Origin of the sequence: Klebsiella sp. BIGb0407 (assembly GCF_024807845.1) — a bacterium.
In the GTDB taxonomy this organism is placed as follows: Bacteria; Pseudomonadota; Gammaproteobacteria; order Enterobacterales; family Enterobacteriaceae; genus JGM124.
Window position 1 is genome coordinate 162,764 of sequence record NZ_JANUEQ010000002.1, and the last position, 18,996, is coordinate 181,759.

Sequence of the window (18,996 nt, forward strand, 5' to 3'; positions counted from 1 at the left end):
AAGGCGTATCGTTATGAAACTAATTTCCGCTCTACGTCCCGATAGTAGCAATATTGGACTTCTGCTCCTTATTGCACTGGCACTGAGTTGCTTTACTGTATTATTACCGGGACGTTTTCTAACTGATTCAACATTTTTGAGTATGGCTTTCCAGTTGCCTGAATTGGGCTTACTTACCCTGGCCATGTTTATTGCTATCTTAAGCGGCGGCTTAAATTTAGCGATTATTGCGACCTCAAATATAACCGCATTATTTATGGCATGGGTACTATTAAGTATGCTGCCAGCGGATGCCAGCGTTTCTTATCAATTATTGTGGCTCGCTATCGCGATTATTGGTGCAATGTGTATTGCAGTGGTGGTCGGCGTTATTACCGGAATGATGATAACGCGTATTGGTGCTCACCCTATTCTCGTGACGCTGGCAACCATGATGACCCTGAACGGAATTGGCATTTGGTTAACTAAGGGTGCGGCACTCAGCGGTATGCCGCAAGTCATCAGAAGCCTGGGTTCTGACACCTTTATCGGTATACCATTACCCCTGTGGGTTTTCTTTATCGCAGCAGTCTCACTGGCTTTATTTTTAGGTAAAACGCGTCCGGGCAAATGCATCTATATGGGCGGCAGTAATATTAATGCCACCTGGTTTAGCGGTGTGAATACGCATCGGGTTGTGATTCTCGTTTACGTTATATCCAGTTTACTCTGTGTACTCGCGGGTTTAATTATGATGGCCCGATTTAACTCAGCCCGTATGGGATACGGTGATGCTTATTTATTACTGACCGTGCTCGCGATTATTTTAGGTGGAACTGACCCGAATGGTGGATTTGGTCGCGTCTCTGGCGTCGTTCTTTCTTTAATTGCACTACAAATATTATCGACCGGTTTTAATTTAATGAATATTAGTCAGCATGTCAGTCTGGCTATGTGGGGTGCTGTATTAATTGTGGTACTTGCGCTTAAACACTTTAAATCACGTTTTAATGAACATCGAGCGGTTAAAAGAAGCAAATTAACCACACAGCCAAAATCTCTTATTGAAAAAAAGGAATGACCATGCGTATTCAAGTATCCCCTTCATTAATGTGTATGAACTTAATAGAAATAAAAAACCAATTAGATGTACTTGATACCCGGGCTGATTTTTTACATGTCGACATTATGGATGGCCACTATGTAAAAAACATTACTTTATCACCATTTTTCATTGAGCAAATCAGACCGCATACCAAAGTTGCTATTGATGTTCATTTGATGGTTGAAGAACCAACTCATTTTATTGATGCTATTGCCAAGGCAGGCGCTGATTATATTTGCCCGCATGCCGAAACCATTAACCGCGATGCCTTCAGGGTCATCAACCAGATTCGCTCTCATGGCAAGAAGGTGGGTATTGTTTTAAACCCGGCAACACCGGTGTCTTATATTCATCATTATATTCACCTGGTGGATAAGATTACCGTTATGACCGTCGATCCGGGCTACGCCGGTCAGCCATTTATTCCAGAGATGTTGTTAAAGGTTAAAGAGCTGAAAGAACTGAAAGACCGTCATGGCTATTCTTATCTGATTGAGATCGATGGTTCTTGTAACGTCAGGACTTATGAAGATTTGATCGGTGCCGGGGCTGAAGTACTTATCGTTGGCACCTCCGGACTATTCAATATTCACCAGGATCTGGAAACCGCCTGGGACATGATGAGAAGTAGCATCGATGATGCTCAAAATGCCCTACAGGTAGCCGTATGAGTAAACGCTGGCTCGGGATTGACATTGGCGGAACGGGAACGCGCTTACAGCTAATGGAGGAAGAACGTGTTTGGAGTACTTACCGCAAGGTCAGTACTTCAAGCTGGGCTCAGCAACCTGATGCGCTCAATGCACTGGGCCAACTTATTATCGACACTCTTGAAGGTAAGAGTATATCAGGAATTATGCTGGGTTTACCGGGCGTGTTAAGTCGCGACCGTCAGCGAGTGATTTCACTGCCCTTTATTCAGGCATTAGATGGACAACCAGTAAGTGACATTCTGAGTCAGCGTATCGGTGCGCCGGTAGCAATGGATAAAGATGTTAATCAGTTAATGACCTGGGATCTGATGCAGCTCGATACGCTGCCTGATTCAGCGGTGGGCATTTATCCCGGTACCGGTATGGGAAATAGTCTGTGGCTGAATGGTCAGTTTTATCACGGCCAGCACGGTGGTGCGGGAGAACTGGGTCATATCCCGATTGAAGGAAATGACTTACCCTGCCCCTGCGGTAATAAGGGCTGTGCCGAAACGCTGACATCCGGAAACTGGCTGCGTAATTGGGCTGAGCAATATGCCTCTGATATCAGCATGTCGAACTTATTTACCCATTATGGCGAACATGCTGATTTGCAGGCTTTCGTTTCCAGACTTGCCCGACTTATTGCGACAGAAATTAATATTCTCGACCCTGAGTATTTGATCCTTGGTGGCGGTGTATTAGCCATGGAGAATTTTCCCTTAACCCAGTTACGCGACAGTATTCGATCCTATCTTCGCCCGCCGGTAACCCGGGATGGATTAAAAATAGTGTTCAGTCAGTCAACGGATTATACCGGTTGCCGCGGAGCATGCTTAGCCGCTGAGCGGCACTTCAGGAGCCCATTATGAGCGGAAGAGTCTGTGTATTTGGATCGTTTAATCTTGATGTTGTCGCCACCATGAGCCGCTTTCCTATGCCTGGTGAATCACTGACGGCATATCACAGCAATATGGGGCCTGGCGGTAAAGGCGCGAATCAGGCCACCGCTGCATTGCGTGCTGGCGCCCGGGTTCACTATATCGGCAAAGTCGGTAATGACGATTTCGGGATTTTTGCTCGCCGTCATTTAGAAAAGACCGGTTTTGACGCTATCACGCTCTTTACCTGCAAAGAGAAACCGACGGGTAATGCGCTGATTTACGTCGCCGGTGAAGATGCCGAGAATATGATTTCGGTCTATCCGGGAGCCAATACCACCGTTACCGCAGCCGAGGTTAGCCGCTGCCAGCCAACGGTTGCTGCCGCTGATATTCTGTTAGTGCAATTAGAGAATAACCTCAGTGCTATTCAGAAAATGGTCGATAATGCGCATCAGGCGGGAACCTATATTATTCTTAATCCTGCTCCGTGGCAGAAAGTCGGCAATGCGCTATTAAAGAAAGTTGATTTGCTTACCCCTAACTGCTCGGAAGCCATGCAGCTCACCGGGATAGAGGTGACAGATGTGCAAAGTGCCCAGCGCGCAGCAAATGCCTTGCATCAAAAAGGTGCCAGTCGAGTGATTATTACCCTCGGTATGGAGGGCGCATTATTATCAACCTCTGAAGAGCAGTTCAGAATTCCTATATTCCCAGCTCAGCCTTGCGATACTACCGGGGCAGGTGACTCTTTTAACGGTGCAATAGCGGCACGTTTAGCCGCGGGAGAGTCGATATTACCTGCTGCGATGTTTGCATCAGCCTATGCCTCTTTATGTGTTGAACGTAAAGGTGCAGCAGAATCAATGCCCACTTATGCGGAAGCATTAGCGCGTTTACAGCAATATCCCGAATATGCACCAGAAGCTCTGGAACAAATTCAATAAAGTAAGACAGTAAAGCGAAGATGCCGTGAAATAACGGCATCTGTGAAACAAAAACTCGCGGCTCTATTCCAGATCTGCCCCATTACTCGCAATCACTTTCTGATACCAGTAGAAGGATTTTTTCTTCTTACGTTCACGCGTTCCCAGGCCCTGGTCATCAAGAACGACATAAATAAAGCCGTAGCGCTTACTTAACTCTATTCTTGCACTTGCCCCTCATATCTCGTTGAGATGTGAGAATAACTATTTTTTTAATTATTTTTATTTACCACTAAAGATTTCAATTTTTTTGCCGATACCTCGTCAAATTTCTATAAATAAATATCAGCCTTACATGAGAGCCATTATCCAATCACTTAGGGTGACATAATTTTTGAGCAACCGTTAACGACAACAATCCATCTAAAACGATCAATTATTAAGCATGGAATTAGCGTGTTAGCGACAAATACATTTTCAACACCAAAAAATATCAATGGGCAACATCCTATTACTAAAATTTTTAGTTCGATTATTTAAGGATAAAAAATGGCGAATAAATTTAACCGTAGTGCAACCTGCCTTCTTGTATCTATAACGCTACTTCTTAGTGGTTGTGCCAGTACGGGGAGTTCTCTTCTGTCTGGTACCCCTCCTGATGCGCGATTGACTACAGGGGAACAAGCTAAATTCTTTAGTGCTTCGGGTGCACAAGGTTGTGGATTAGGCGCTCTGACAGGAGCTGGTCTTGGTGCATTGACTGGTGCCATATCTGGGGGTGGTAAGCGTGCAGTTGCTGGTGCAGCCATTGGTGGTGTTGCAGGATGTGTAGTGGGAATGACAGCCAACTATTATCTCGATAGCCTGCAGAAAGATTACGCCACAACCTCAGACAGACTCCAGGCTATGGATAAAGACATCAAACAAAATACTGCAGACTTAGAGAAAGCTACAACGGCAATGAAGCAGGTTATCAGTGATAACCAAGCGACGCTGACTAAAATGAGTATACAAAAAGATAATGCCGGATTCGATAAAGCCAGTGCAATGAAAGAGCTTTCTAAAATTGATGCCAATATCAAAGTAATGAAAGACAAAATCAAAGTGATGAAAGACAAAGATGCAGCTTATAAAGTCGCTCTGCAAGGACAACAAATCAATAATTCGTCAGAAAAAAAACAGCTAGCAGCTCTTACCAAAGAATACAACCAGATGAGCACCCAGATTACCGCTCTGGAATCAGAAGCTAATGGTTTGTTCAATCAACGCCAGGCTATTTCTCTGGGTTAATGATTGCGGGCCGGTATCAATATCGGCCATTTCTGATCGCGTCATTTTATTTATCCACCCCGATTCATGGACCCTGTCATGAGAAAATACATCTTATTTGCTTCAATGTTACTTGCTGGTTGTACGACTTCTCCTCAAGACTGTGACTTACATGCACAAGATCCAAGTTTTATCACTAAGTTAAGTTGTGCAACCTCCGGTAGCTATCGACAAAATATCGATACACAGGAACAACAGGTTTTACAAAGCCAACGGAATCAAAAAATAGCGACACAGGACTTGGCTAATATTCAGAGTAGAGAACAAGCCTCAAGCCAGAAGCTGGAAAATGAACAAGCACAATTAACTGCGTTACGTACCGACTTGGATAAGATGATTAGTCGTCTTCAGTCGAGCAAAGTTAAAAACAAACAAAGTCAGCAAGAAATTAAAAAATTGAAAGACCTGCAGCAACAATCTCAGAAAGCATCAAGTATCAGTGAAATTACTGCTATTCAGAGCAAAATTGCTGAAGCCAAGAAGAGAATTGATGCACTTGAACAGGCAAATGCCTTCAACTAGATATAAATGTTACCCGGCGACCGTTAATGGTCGCTGTTTTGCATGAAATAAACCTCGGGATAACAGTGGGATGATAATACTGATATCGCTTACTCATATGCTGCCAGCCACTGATAAAGCGTCTGAAGTCGACAGCAATAACAACGATTCAGGTTTATGCAACGATTAACAACTGCTGCGCCAATTGATGATTCTACCTTAGCTATTTATGAGGAGACGGTCGCGATTATCCATCGTTACCTCCCACCTTCTCTTGCACTACTTTATGCCAGCGCACGACGTGGAGCAGAAGGTAATCTCGAATGGTGGACTGAACGCCAGGGTCTGGCCACACCGTTGGATACACTGACTGAATCTGAACAACTTTCCGTACAAAATAAACGTCAGCAATATCAGAATACGCTTTCAGGTTTAATTGACCAGCTTGCCAGCCGCGGCGAGGATCAAGCTGCACAAGCGTTACGCATGTTACTTACCCATTCTCAGGGGTTGACCTGCTATAGCGTCGGAGGAGAGCCGGTATTACTTAACTGGGCTATTCCGACCCAAGAAATAGCGCGCCCAGTCGTCCCGATACCTTGGTGGCGGCGCTTACTCCCTTGGTTATTGTTACTGCTTCTATTATTAATCCTGGCGTTCGCCTGGTGGTGGTACCGACATCATAATTCTGCTCTGCCCGTACAGGACGCCCCCCCGGCGACTGCATCTCCTGTTCAGCCCAGCAGTACGCAGCTCACTCAGGATAATCCCAGCGTCAACATCGAGAATCGCAAGGACTTTGGTCGTATCAAAGTCAATTTGACTTGGGGAAAAGACGCTCATAAAAAATCTATTGATTTAGATATCGCGGCATTTATTCGCTTTAAAAATAGGGAAAAAGATGGCGTTGAAGCACTCAGTAACGCTTTCGGTCATTACGAAAAATCGCCTTATATATTGTTAGAAGAAGATCTCCGTAATGGTAACAATCAAGACGGTGAGTGGTTATTTATCAACGGAAGCCAATGGCAGGAAATTGATGAAATACTGATCTATAGCTTTATCTACGATGGTACCGATAACTGGCAGGATACCGGAGCGACTATCACTATTTATATCCCGGATCAGCCACCAATAATCTCCGCCTTAGCAGATAGAAATGAAACCAATAATGTCGCAGCTATCGCCAGATTGAAGAATATTGATGGTGATATAAAAGTTGAACGACTCGATAGTTTCTTCCCTGACCGGGAGACTTTAGACAAGCATTTTGGCTGGGGTTTTAAATGGGTCCCTGTTGCGAACAAAAAGTAACCCTATTCATGATGGTTTACGTTAACTCACAGCCTTACAAGGTTTAGAACATGCGAAATTCGATTCAGGGATCACTATTACGTACCGGGCACAATTCTTCATTGAAGGCACTGGGCGAAACGGGTTATCCCGTGTTCAAAATGGCATTTCAGCTACGTGAAGCTATTCATCGTCTTGACGCCGGACGTGACTTGGCCCGACACCTTGCAGTGCCACAAAATGACCAAGGCGGAGACAGAACAGACTGGTATAGCAGCTTTCCTGGCGACGTAATTCCCTGGAGTAGCGCCAGTGAAAGCGAGCGAGCGTCTGCACGTTCGCAATTTGATGAATTCCAGATAGCGGTCCAGGCTTTAAGTGAACAGTTACTCAATACCGAACAAAGCGGCGCGGGTGGCGATCGCAAAGTGTTTGCTAAGCTGCTGAAATCCGTTATTTATTTCCCTGACTATGACTATGTCTATCTGGTTAACGGCGTGCTTGTTATTACCTTCTGGGGCTTTATCCATCAGACCGGTGAACAGCGTAATCCGATGCACTGGCTGGCTCCTGCTTCCCAGCCATTACCGACCGAGTCGGCACCGCCTTTAACACCAGCAGAAGTTCCTCAGGCGACACCCAATATACCTATCGAGACGACCAGACGAACCTGGCGTTGGCGTTGGTTACTTTGGCTGCTATTAGCACTGTTTTTACTTGCACTGGTACTTGGGTTACTACGTGGTTGCGTTCCCTCACTCTCATTACCCGGACTACCCGCAATTTCAGTCGATAATACTCAGCCTCCTGCTGTCAGCCCGGTTGATATTCCCCCGGCCTCAAATATCGCTGTTCCATCTCATGCCACTCTCAGCGGAAACACATTGAGTGAAGACGAAATTATAGCGACAGCTCCAACCGTTACAGACAAGACACTGGGCAATATACCTCCTCTTGTATCAGAGCCTTTAGCGGCCAGCGAGAGTCAGGAGATGAACCCGTCTGAAAACAACGCGGCTGATGTTTCAACAGATCCGGCTCAGCCTGCAGCGGGTCAGGAGACTCAGTCCGATAACGCTCAGCAACCTGCTGTTACTCCCAATACTTTACCTCCCGTGATCCCGCCACAGGGAAAACCGTTAACGCTTCCCCCGACGCTCCCTGATGGCCCGGCTCAGTTTCTTAATGGACAGTGGCGCGTCAATGGCGGTATTCAGGACAAGCAAACCGGTCGTCCTTTGCAATTGCAATACAACTTTGAACAAGGCAAGGGTGACGTGAGTGTACGTCAGTCTAGTGGCGTAACTTGTACTGGCCCTGCCAGTGGCAATGTGCAGCAAGGCGCTCTCAGTATTACGAATCCCGAACAGATGAAATGTAGCGATGGCTCAAATTTTATTGTGCCAGATATTGAGTGTAAATCGCCTGACTCTGGTCACACCGATTGTGTCGGCAGCAATAATGGGGAAAAAACCTTCCCTATTCGCATGCTTCAACCTAATTCTTAACAGGGACGGATTAAATTATGTTACCTGAGATTGTTTCTTATGATCGTCAAATCACCTTAGTCGGTGACTCCGGCATCCAATTTATGGATTTTGGTTTGACTCCAGCGGGCCTGCCCGCAGGTGATTTTGTCAAATTAGCCAACGGGGTGCTGACCCGTCTTATCTACAACGAGCTACGCGATTATTCTTTCTATCAACCGGCTCCTGATAGCATCGAGCAGGCCAAAAGCCAGTACGATATTCCCGTTGAGCAGAGCCTGAAATTATTTGATTCTGTCTGGCTACCTCTACCGCTGTTTCGTTTTAGCCCTCCGAATATCTATCAGGAAGGACCGCTAAACTGGGCTCGTTTTCGCTTAGTTAAACTGCCTGAACCTGATATCGATGGCCATAGTCACCGCATGACGCTGGCTATCGATACCCGAATTATGGCCAAGCAACAAGCTGCTGCCGATCTGAGTCCAAACCAGGAAGATGTGAATGCGGGCGCAACTTTTGCGGTGGCGACCGCAACCTATGCTCTCAACTGGTATCTGACGCTGGATTGGGTTAAAGGCTGGCTGGAAGAAGTATTTAAAGATACTAATAAAGGTAAGGATATTGTCGAATACCAGGAAGAAGTCAAACAGCAATATCCCTTAGCCCATTACCTTAATATCCTGTCATTAATGGCAATTCCGGTAGAGGGAGCACAAATTGAAACCAAACCGACTATCCCGTTGCCACAATTTCGGGTAACCGCCAACCGTGAAATTAATGGTATTAAGCCCATCCCCGTTGATTTGATACTGGATGTGGGTAACTCCCGAACCTGTGGCATTCTGATTGAAGATCACAGGCAATCTGGATCAGGTCTGACACAGAATTATGTCCTGAAACTACGCGATCTCAGTGCGCCTGAACATATCTATACCGATCCCTTTGAAAGCCGAGTTGAGTTCTCACAGGCATTTTTCGGTAAAGATCATCATTCGGTGCGTAGTGGCCGTCACGATGCTTTTCAATGGCCAACCATTGCCCGTATTGGCGGTGAAGCAACCCGTTTAGCGGCACGCCGTCGGGGGAGTGAGGGTTCTACCGGACTCTCCAGCCCCAAGCGTTACTTGTGGGATGAGAAGTTTTATGACCAAGGCTGGCATTTTAATGGCAGCTATGTACAAGATACCAATCCATTAGCAACCGCAGCGCCATTTGCTAATTTAATCGATGAAAGAGGCGAGGCGTTACATACCATAGAAGACGAGATGGATCGTATTCCCGTCTTCACCCCGCGCTATTCACGTAGCTCCCTGATGACCTTCATGCTGGCTGAAGTATTAACGCAAGCTATTAGCCAAATAAACAGCCCGGAGCAGCGTATTCGTCAGGGGCATGCCGGTATTCCCCGACAGTTGCGCCATATTATTCTGACGGTTCCACCCGGTATGCCAATGGCAGAACGCTGCATGCTTGATGACAGAATGCGTCAGGCGGTCGGTTTAGTCTGGAAATCATTGCGCTGGCATACTGGTGAAAATGATCCTTATGCCGATGAAAACGAATCACTGATTAAGATCCCATTGCCTAAAATTAGAGTCGAATGGGATGAAGCCTCCTGTGCTCAGTTGGTCTATCTCTACACGGAGATCAATCAAAACTTCGCCGGTCACCCGGAGGTATTTTTCAATACGCTGGGTCGCCCTGACCGTAAAGAACGAGATGCTATTACTATTGCCTCGATAGATATTGGCGGGGGTACAACAGACCTCGTGATTACCGACTATAAACTGGATAGTAATGGCCTAACCAGTGGCGGGGCCAATGTTCATATCGTTCCCGATCAACGTTTTCGGGATAGCTTCAAAATTGCTGGCGATGACATTCTGTTAGATGTTATTCAGATTTATATTCTGCCCACCTTTGAGCAAGCGCTGCGAGAGGCAGGAGTGAGAACCGTTGACACGCTGATGTCCCAGTTATGCGGTTCACAAAATATTAGTGCGGCTGAAGCCGTTCTGCGCCAGCAACTTAGCTTACAGCTCTTTGTGCCACTGGCCCTGTATATCCTGAGCAGCTACGAACAGTTTGATCCACAGGATGAACAGACCCACTTAGTGATTAATCAACCGGTTCGTGAATTACTCCCTGATGGCAGTATTCGTGAAGCAGTCGAAAACTTTGTCCGTCGTGAAGTGCAAAAAGCGGGTGGCCCTAATGATTTCAAGCTGGCTGATATCCAGCTCAATTTGTCACTGACAAAGATGCACAGCGATATCTGTTCAGGTAAGCTCAACATCGATAAAGTCCTCACCGCATTATGTGAAGTTTTATCCCACTACCATTGCGATCTGTTGTTACTGACCGGCCGACCGTCACAACTACCCGGTATCCAAGTTATTATTCGCCGTAATCTGCCTCTTCCTCCAGGGCGGATTTTAGCACTACATGACTATCAAACAGGGACCTGGTATCCGTTCCATAAAAATGGGCGTATTGACGATCCTAAAAGTACCGCATCAGTGGGTGCGATGTTATCGCAACTCTGCGCTAACCACAGTATTCCTAACTTCCATTTCCGCACCTCGGAACTGAAACCCTATTCGACTATCCGCCATATTGGCATCATCGATATGGATAATCTGATCCATGACTCTAATGTTGTCTATCGCCATATCGAGTCAGAAGAGGGTCAAATAAAACTCCCCGTCATCACAAATTCAGCGGGAGAAACGACGACGCAGAGCATCGTTATGCGGGGTGATTTACGCTTAGGTTATCGCCAGTTAGATGCTGAACGCTGGTCCGCATCCCCTCTGTATACTTTGCGATTTAGCGAAGATGGCCGTAAAAAATTCTCTTCCGCGACCTCGATGGACTCAGGTTCACCTTACCTCAAAGTCAGACTTGCCATTACGAAAGGGAAGCAAGCCCGCAAATTAGGTCTGATCAGCGATCGTCTGGTTATTGATGATGTGAGCAGCAATACGGATAAATCATTTAGCAAACGAGATTTAGAACTGGAACTCAATACGATGCCTGATACCGGGCTCATTGATAGTCGGCACTGGCTCGATAGCGGGAGTGTTAAAAAATAATGAATAGTGAACAAAAATCCCTCACTCAAGGTTGGACAGCTATCGCTCAGGGTTGCCGAGATGCATTGAGCTGGGTAGATGATGTACGGGTGGGCTCCCGTCGCCTGGACAATGAAGCGGACAAGCTTAACTTAAGCTTGCTACGTACCGGTAATCTCGCCAACAGTCTGACTCAAGTGTCCAGCACGCCCATGACTGTCGGTTTCTTTGGGATATCTCAGGCCGGTAAGTCCTATCTTATCTCGGCACTCGCGGCGGGAAGTCATGGAGAGCTAGAGGCCATTTATGGCAGCCAACGGGTAGACTTTATTAAAGAAGTTAACCCCGTTGGTGGCGGTAAAGAAGCAACCGGTCTGGTGACTCGCTTTACCCGACAAGCCCCTGATGCTCCAGCAGGCTATCCGGTGCCACTACGCTTATTCAGTGAAATTGACCTGGCAAAGATCCTCGCGAATACCTGGTTTAATGACTTCAACCATGAGCAATTGAGTCATCAACTCGATCAAAGTCATATTGAAGAACGCCTGAGACCTTTCTTGCAACGAGCCGACAAAAATGTCGCCTATAATGGTGTCAGTAGTGAAGATGTGGTCGCGTTATGGGACTACCTCAATGCATCATTTAAAAAATCAGTGGAAAAACTTGAGCATGCCTATTGGCCTCAAGTCCTTAAGATTGCCCCCAGACTCAGCCCCAATGAGCGTGCTGAACTGTTCTCTCTACTATGGGGTGAACAGCCAGTCCTGACGGAAACCTATCGTTCGCTGGCGAATGTGCTGGCAAAATTCAACCATGCCAGCATGGTATTTGCCCCTCTGGAAACACTTATCGATCATAGTAATGGCAGCATTATGAACGTCGATAGCCTTAATCGTCTGGGCTCACATCAAGACCGTAACGTCGATATACGCTTCTGGAAAGAGGATAAACAGTTAGGTAGTGCCTCCTTATCACAAGCCGAGTTAACCGCCTTAACGGCAGAACTGATTTTCCCGCTGGCAGAGGTGGTCAGCGGTAGCGTGGTGGAGCAGGTCGATTTACTCGACTTCCCCGGCTATCGTGGACGTCTCAAAATAACCAAGCTAGAAGAAGCCGGACGCGATGGTCTTAACCCAATTTCGCAATTACTGCTCCGCGGTAAGGTGGCCTATCTTTTCGAACGCTATACCGATAACCAGGAGATGAATGCCCTGGTGGTGTGTGCCAGTGCGGCCAAACAAAGTGATGTCGCCGATGTCGGCCCGGTATTAAACCGTTGGGTGGAAAAGACCCAGGGTAAAAATGCCGAAGAGCGTGGTCATAGTAAACCTGGGCTATTCTGGGCCATTACCATGTGCGATATGCGTATTACTAACAGCCTGACACATACTGAAAGCCAGTTGAAAGATGGCTGGGAAGGCATGCTGCATATTACGCTGCTTGAACGTTTTGCTCATTATGACTGGCTACAACAGTGGGCTCCGGGTAAAACGTTTAAAAACTGTTTTCTGGTACGTAAACCGGGGATCGATAATCCCTTCCTGGATCTTGAAAACGAGCCCGGGCAGGAAAAGCTTAAAGAGGTATCCCTGGCGAAACGCTACCATGATGTCCTCGACAAAATGGGTAGCACCTTTATCAGCAGTAAAAATGTGACTCAACATATTGAGGAACCACAAGCGGCATGGCAAGCGATGCTCGCACTAAACGATGGCGGTATGTTACGTCTTAGTCAGGCGCTACGCGGTGTTGCCCATCTCGATTTCAAATTACAGCGCCTGCGCGATCAGTTAGTGCAGTGCCGTAAGGACTTAGGCGAACAAAGGCTTGGCCGTTGGTATGAACAAGATGGTGATGGCCAGAGAGTTAAAAAACAAGCGATTGCCCAGGAGCTATGGCAAGGTTTATCAGCCAGCCCGCAGTGTATAGGGGAAATAATCAGTCGTCTGGAGCTGCCTGGTAGCGAATTATATAATATCTATCTGAGTATTCGCTCCGAGGATCAAACCACAGAAATAACGGCCGATCGTCGTCCCCATCAAGTATTTGCCACCAGCCCATTTGGTAATAATCCTTTTGGTAATAACCCTTTTGGTGATAGTCCTTTTGCCGGTACTCAAGCCGCAGAACAACCTGCAACGACTGAATCAACATCGACCTCGGAAAGAATAGGTCAGGATGACGAGTTTGCTCATCAAGTCTTCAAAGCATGGGTCGCTCATCTAAGAGATTTGCCATTACAGACAACTTACTGGCATCAGTTGGGTATAAATCACGAGCTGATTAATCTGCTTAGCGAAGAACTGGTCACCACAGCGACTCGTCTGGATCTTGAAGGGACATTAAAACAGGCGCTGGCGGGTCAGGAACAAGCAGGTACTCTCCGAGCGCAATTGGTCGCTCGCCAGGTGTTGCGTGCTCAGCTGGCTCTGCGTGATTTTATTGCCTGGTTCGGTTACCTGTCATTACCATCAGAAAAACTTCCTAATAGTTATATTGGCGAGAAAAATAAAATTTTTGTTCGTCAGACGACACTGGCTAGCGATGAACTTCCTCAATTAGCCGCTATCGCCCCACAGCCTGGCCTCTCTTATATGGGTGACTGGCTGTCAGCCTTGATGACTCTGATTTTGGACAACGCAGGCCATAGCGCCACGCGCGATATCTCCTTCGAACATAATCGCCAGCTTGGTCAAATTATCGACCAATTGAAACAAGAGACTCTCTAATGCAAGCTAAAATCTTCGCCAGCCAACCTGCACAGCCAGGTACAGCACAATTGATGGTTCGCCTGCGAAATGAACAGGCCATACTCTCTAGCCTGACCTTTACTCTTTGCAATAATGAGCAGAATTATTTGCAGCCCGATGGTAGTTGGAGCCCAGCCCCCCATTGGTTTACTATCGAGGGCGGCTATCCATTAAATACGGGTAGTGGCTTCCCTATTGGCCCCACTCTGCTTGATCCGCTCCTGGAACATACCAGTCAGGTACTTATTCAAGCTAAGCTCAGCTCCGGCGAGATACGTCGTACCACGCTGCAACTCGTCCGCGATGAGTTGTTCTCATCCAATGCTCGCGGCCAGACCGGGGATTATATTGGCAGTAGTGTATTAAGCACGCCCTCCCCTGAACCTGTCGTTACAACAGAACCTGCCGTACAGCCAGAAGCCGCTCCGTTGCCACCCATAGCCGCTGCTGATGAACGTAAACCTAAATCACGTTCATCTCGCGTCCCAATGATAATTGCCACGCTATTGGTACTGTTGATTGCTATCGCAGCATTATGGTGGTTTTTAGGGCAAAAAAGTGTCGATGATATTTCCGTGACAGCAGAAAAACAGCCTGAAACACCCGCAGCTATTACTCCACCAGCAGAACCTGCAGCGCCAGCAGAACCGGCAACACCAGCAGAACCAGTTGCACTTGCAGCACCTGCTGTATCAGCTAGTGCATGCACGACTGCTAATCTGAATAGCCAGAGCGAACTCGATTTTGTACAAAGCTGTGTACAGCAAAAACTCGACAATCAGCAGCTACTGGCTATCATTCAGGCCGCTAAAGATGCGCATAAATGTGGTGTCGCTCAGCGTCTTTACGCTAACCGGGCTCAAGGGGGTGATAGTCAAATAGCCCTTGCCTACGCGGGTGAATACGATCCTAAATATCATCAAGCCAGTGAATGCTTCAAAGACCCTGACGCTGATACCGCTGTCTATTGGTATGAAACTGCCCTCCAATCAGATCCTGATAATCAGACGGCTAAACAGCGCCTTGAGGAGCTAGGTAAATGAGTATCCGACATTGTCTTAGATTCACTTTACCCTTATTCGGCCTGTTCTTCGGTACCCAAGTAGCGGCAGTAGATGGAGATAAGCCCCTGCTGCAAGAAGGAAAAAAAACCTTATTCCAACGAGTACTGACAACGCCAGGTTGTACCCTGGGAAGCAATGCGGGTGATGATAAAGGCACAGTACAGCCCGCCTTCAGCAGTTTTTATGTTTATCAAAAAGAAGACATTAATGGCGCAAGCTGGGTCAAAGTAGGGCCTGATAGCTATGGCAAAACCATTGGCTGGCTGCCTCAGGCCTGCACCGTTGACTGGAAAATGCAGTTAACCCTGGCTTTTACTAACCCCGCTAACCGCGACTCGCTGCTGTTTTTCAAAGAGAGAAAAAGTCTGGATGATATTCTTTCTACTCCTGACCCGGTCTCTGTTCTCGCACCATTACGGGCAAAACTGAAACGCGAGGGTCATTCAGATGAAGTGCTGGCGCAGGAGCCAGAATATTTTGTTGATCTGCAAAAACAGTTTTATCTGTTACCTATTTTAAGCGGCGAAGAAATCATGACAGAAGACGGGTTCTATACTCGTTTACTTAACGTGGCTTCCGTGAGCAAAGCAAACGTCATTCAAAAACAAGAAGATGACGTTAACCAGCTTAAAGGATTTAAGGCCTCCGTCGTCTTCGTGATTGATTCCACCATTTCAATGGGCCCTTATATTGAGCGTACCAAGGAGGCGGTGAATAAAGTCTTTGATAAGATAAAACAAGAGCATTTGCAGGATCAGGTAAAATTTGGCCTGGTTTCATTCCGCTCAAACAACAAAGTCGTACCGGGTCTGGAATACAGAACTAAAATTTACGCAGATCCGAACAAGGTTAAAGATGGTGAGGATTTCCTTAAACAGGTAGCCGATCTGAAAGAGGCTAAAGTCTCCAGTTCGTTATATGACGAAGATGCCTATGCCGGTGTGTTATCGGCTATTGATGAGATTGACTGGAGCCCATACGGGGCCCGTTATATGGTGTTAATCACCGATGCCGGTGCCATTGACGGTGACAATAAATTGTCCGGTACAGGCCTCGACTCGAATCAATTAAGGCTGGAAGCCGGTAATCGGGGCATTGCTATCTATACCCTGCACCTGAAAACACCAGGTGGTAAAGATAATCATACTAAAGCAGAGAACCAGTACCGGGATCTCTCTAACTTCGACAGTACCCAGTCCAACCTCTACCAGGCAGTCGATGCCGGTGACCTGAAAATGTTTGGTCAACAGGTTGATGCCCTGGCAGCCGCAATTACCGAGCAGGTTAAATCCGCCTATATGGGTGATGCTGCCATAGGTAGCGCACTCTATTCTAAAGGTGATGGTAAAACTCTGACAAAAGAGCAGAAATTACTCGAAGATACCGCATTAATCGGTCATGCCATGCAGCTCGCTTATCTGGGTAAAAAGAACGATACCCAGGCACCACTGGTGTTTAAAGCCTGGATCAGTGACCGTGACCTTATTAAGCAGAATATTCCCACCACGGATGTTCGGGTACTGCTGACGAAAGGACAATTGAGCGATTTGAGTGATGTGGTGAACCAAATTCTGCAAGCCGCCAATGAAGGTATGATCTCCCCGGAAAAAATGTTTGAACAGTTACGTACCGTCGCCGCAACCATGGGAGCGGATCCTAACCAGTTAAAACAACAGGATAACACCAACATTAATCAGTTAGGTGTCCTTGGGGAATACCTTGCTGATTTACCTTATCGCAGTGATGTTCTCAATTTAGATGAAGAAACATGGAAAAGCTGGGATGGCCTGTCCCAGGAAAAATTTATCCGTACTCTCTCATCTAAACTGCGCCACTACCAAAAATATAATGCGGATGTGGATCGTTGGGTAGAGCTTGCCAAAGAGAGCGATCCACGCGATCGCGTCTACCCTGTACCGCTGGAAATGATGCCCTGATGCTACACATTGAAGATCTTTGTGTAGTCCGTGGCCTGGGTCGTCAGGCCCACCATGTTTACCTGCCGCAGCTTAGGTTGCGGCCGGGTGAGGTGATGGCGATTACCGGTGAAAGTGGTTGTGGTAAAAGCACGCTGCTTGAAGCCCTTGGACTGCTACTGCATCCCAGTAAAATTGGGCGCTTCGAGCTAAGAGATAATAGCCAGACTCTCAATGTTGCTGCCTTACTCAATGCGCATAAGCAAACTGAACTGGCAAATATTCGTTCCCGTCAGCTGGGGTTTGTTCTGCAAAATGGCGGACTCCTTCCTTATCTGACCGTGCAAGATAACATTCACTTGCCCAGTCAGTTACTCGGAACACATCCCGATAAGGCAATGCTAAATAGAATAATTGAAGCCCTAAAACTGGCGCCGCTTTTAGCGAAGTATCCGGCACAATTATCATTTGGTGAAAGACAGAGAACGGCATTTGCACGCGCGATAGCCCATCGCCCAAGTCTGGTACTGGCCGATGAACCTACCGCAGCACTTGATCCACATAATGCCCGGCAGCTGTTTAGTCTATTTATTGATTTGGTTTCTCAGGAGGGAATGATGGCTCTGGTCGTTTGTCATGACTGGCCGCTAGTGCAGAGTTTCAATTTACCTGCCCTTGTCGCTCGCTTCTCTGAAATATCAGAAAATTCATCTGAAACGCAAAAGGGGACCTATTTTGCTCCCTGACAGAACCTTACTGCTAAGTCGTTTAGCGCTAAAAGATCTATGGCATGATCGGATTATCTCTTTTTGTATTGTTTCTTCGTTAATTGCCGTTATTGCCCCCCTGCTCCTGCTCTTCGGTTTGCGATTTGGTATTGTCAGCCAATTGCAGGATGACCTGGCGACAGACCCGCGTAACCTTGAGATCCGTATGCTGAGCAGTGGAAGCTACGACCAGGCCTGGATAGAGCAATTACGTCAACGCCCGGATGTCGGCTTTGCTATCGGGCAGACACGTTCACTCAATACTCTCGCTGACTTGCAAAGTGATAGTCGTCATTTCATTGAAAATGTTGAGGTTATCCCTACTTCTGACGGTGATCCGCTGTTAGCAGATCTTAAGATTAATCACGAAGATGAGGTCATTCTGACCGCAGAAGCGGTCCGCAAGCTGAGCGTTAATATCGGCGATACTATTACCCTGCGTGTGAGTCGCCAGCTTGAAGGTCGTCTGGAATGGGGGCGAAAAAACCTGACCGTGGCGGGGATATTACCTGCGACCTATTTTAACCGCGCAGCGATTTTTACCCAGCCAGCGCTGTTAATGATGCTGGAGAATTTCAGAGATGGTTACGCGGCTCCGGCGCTTGGCGTCAGTAACGGTCAGGAACTTATCAGCAACAAACCCGCACGCTATGCTCGTGCCCGCCTTTATGCCAAAGATATTGATAGCGTTGCCAGCCTTGAGCAAGATTTGAGGGTACAACGCATCGAAACCACCAGCAGACTCGCAGATATTGAAAATGTAAAAAGCATCAACCGAGTGCTGGGGATTATTTTCAACATTATTGCAGCCACCGCGCTGATCGGTTGTATCGCTTCTCTTACCGGTTCATTTATCGCGAATATCGATCGTAAACGTAAGCATATTGCCGTCCTACGCTTGCTCGGTTTTACTGGCTTACAGGTAGGACTCTATGTGGTATTCCAGGGCTGTTTGCTCAGTATTCTGGCTTATGCTGGAGGTTATGGCATCTACCTTATCGCCAGCCAAGTCTTTAATCAGGTGTTATCCGGAACGCTCGCTACCGAAGAAATGCTTTGCAAAATCACACTTGAGCACAGCCTGTTAGCCATGGCGCTAACCGTAGTGATTGCACTCATCGTTGCCAGTATTAGCGCCTATCGTGCAATTAAGATTGACCCCGCCCAGAGCTTGCGAGAGGTGTGATCTGAACATCTTATTTTCTACTCAATTTATTCTTCGTGGAGACAAT

General features: G+C 47.0%; 14 protein-coding genes and 1 pseudogene. 14 read left to right on the forward strand and 1 reads right to left on the reverse strand.

Going from position 1 to position 18,996, the window contains the following annotated elements:
• The first annotated feature begins 13 nt into the window (after positions 1-13).
• From M2387_RS07965 to M2387_RS07980, 4 genes are read left to right on the forward strand one after another with little or no spacing between them, the layout of a single operon-like run.
• Positions 14-1,060 carry an ABC transporter permease gene (locus M2387_RS07965; RefSeq protein WP_259048614.1) on the forward strand — a complete coding sequence of 349 codons (1,047 nt, stop codon included), beginning with the start codon at positions 14-16 and terminating at the stop codon, positions 1,058-1,060.
• Positions 1,061-1,062: 2 nt separating this feature from the next.
• Entirely contained in the window at positions 1,063-1,755 is a 693-nt protein-coding gene (gene alsE, locus M2387_RS07970; RefSeq protein ID WP_259048617.1) for a D-allulose 6-phosphate 3-epimerase, read from the forward strand.
• Positions 1,752-2,648 carry an allose kinase gene (gene alsK / locus M2387_RS07975; protein ID WP_259048619.1) on the forward strand — a complete coding sequence of 299 codons (897 nt, stop codon included), beginning with the start codon at positions 1,752-1,754 and terminating at the stop codon, positions 2,646-2,648. The genes alsE and alsK overlap by 4 nt, the downstream gene beginning before the upstream one ends.
• Positions 2,645-3,604, forward strand: a complete 960-nt coding sequence (locus tag M2387_RS07980) for a ribokinase (protein ID WP_259048621.1) — start codon at positions 2,645-2,647, stop codon at positions 3,602-3,604. Before alsK ends, M2387_RS07980 begins: the two co-directional genes overlap by 4 nt.
• A gap of 63 nt (positions 3,605-3,667) precedes the next feature.
• Here the strand turns inward: M2387_RS07980 and M2387_RS07985 are convergent.
• Positions 3,668-3,802 (reverse strand): annotated as a pseudogene (locus tag M2387_RS07985) (family 1 glycosylhydrolase); the annotation flags it as partial.
• 330 nt (positions 3,803-4,132) lie between these two features.
• Between M2387_RS07985 and M2387_RS07990 the strand changes: the two are divergent.
• The 10 genes from M2387_RS07990 to M2387_RS08035 all read left to right on the forward strand — a co-directional run bounded on the left by M2387_RS07990 (position 4,133) and on the right by M2387_RS08035 (position 18,950).
• Positions 4,133-4,873 (forward strand): hypothetical protein, encoded by a 741-nt coding sequence (locus tag M2387_RS07990; RefSeq protein ID WP_259048623.1) that lies wholly within the window; start codon positions 4,133-4,135, stop codon positions 4,871-4,873.
• A 78-nt stretch (positions 4,874-4,951) separates the two neighbouring features.
• Entirely contained in the window at positions 4,952-5,434 is a 483-nt protein-coding gene (locus M2387_RS07995; RefSeq protein ID WP_259048624.1) for a hypothetical protein, read from the forward strand.
• Positions 5,435-5,590: 156 nt separating this feature from the next.
• The gene (locus M2387_RS08000) at positions 5,591-6,727 is read left to right on the forward strand and encodes a tellurite resistance domain protein (protein WP_259048627.1); all 1,137 of its coding nucleotides are present in this window, start codon (positions 5,591-5,593) and stop codon (positions 6,725-6,727) included.
• A gap of 50 nt (positions 6,728-6,777) precedes the next feature.
• The gene (locus M2387_RS08005) at positions 6,778-8,214 is read left to right on the forward strand and encodes an SrfA family protein (protein WP_259048629.1); all 1,437 of its coding nucleotides are present in this window, start codon (positions 6,778-6,780) and stop codon (positions 8,212-8,214) included.
• 17 nt (positions 8,215-8,231) lie between these two features.
• A complete protein-coding gene (locus tag M2387_RS08010) occupies positions 8,232-11,288 on the forward strand; it encodes a virulence factor SrfB (protein ID WP_259048630.1) in 3,057 nt (1,018 codons plus the stop codon).
• Positions 11,288-13,996 (forward strand): putative virulence factor, encoded by a 2,709-nt coding sequence (locus M2387_RS08015; RefSeq protein ID WP_259048632.1) that lies wholly within the window; start codon positions 11,288-11,290, stop codon positions 13,994-13,996. Before M2387_RS08010 ends, M2387_RS08015 begins: the two co-directional genes overlap by 1 nt.
• On the forward strand, positions 13,996-15,060 hold the full coding sequence (locus M2387_RS08020) for a hypothetical protein (protein WP_259048633.1): 1,065 nt from the start codon (positions 13,996-13,998) through the stop codon (positions 15,058-15,060). Before M2387_RS08015 ends, M2387_RS08020 begins: the two co-directional genes overlap by 1 nt.
• Complete coding sequence (locus tag M2387_RS08025) at positions 15,057-17,018, forward strand: vWA domain-containing protein (protein WP_259048635.1); 1,962 nt, start codon at positions 15,057-15,059, stop codon at positions 17,016-17,018. Before M2387_RS08020 ends, M2387_RS08025 begins: the two co-directional genes overlap by 4 nt.
• Complete coding sequence (locus M2387_RS08030) at positions 17,018-17,743, forward strand: ABC transporter ATP-binding protein (RefSeq protein WP_259048636.1); 726 nt, start codon at positions 17,018-17,020, stop codon at positions 17,741-17,743. Before M2387_RS08025 ends, M2387_RS08030 begins: the two co-directional genes overlap by 1 nt.
• Entirely contained in the window at positions 17,733-18,950 is a 1,218-nt protein-coding gene (locus M2387_RS08035; RefSeq protein ID WP_259048637.1) for an ABC transporter permease, read from the forward strand. Before M2387_RS08030 ends, M2387_RS08035 begins: the two co-directional genes overlap by 11 nt.
• Positions 18,951-18,996: the final 46 nt, after the last annotated feature.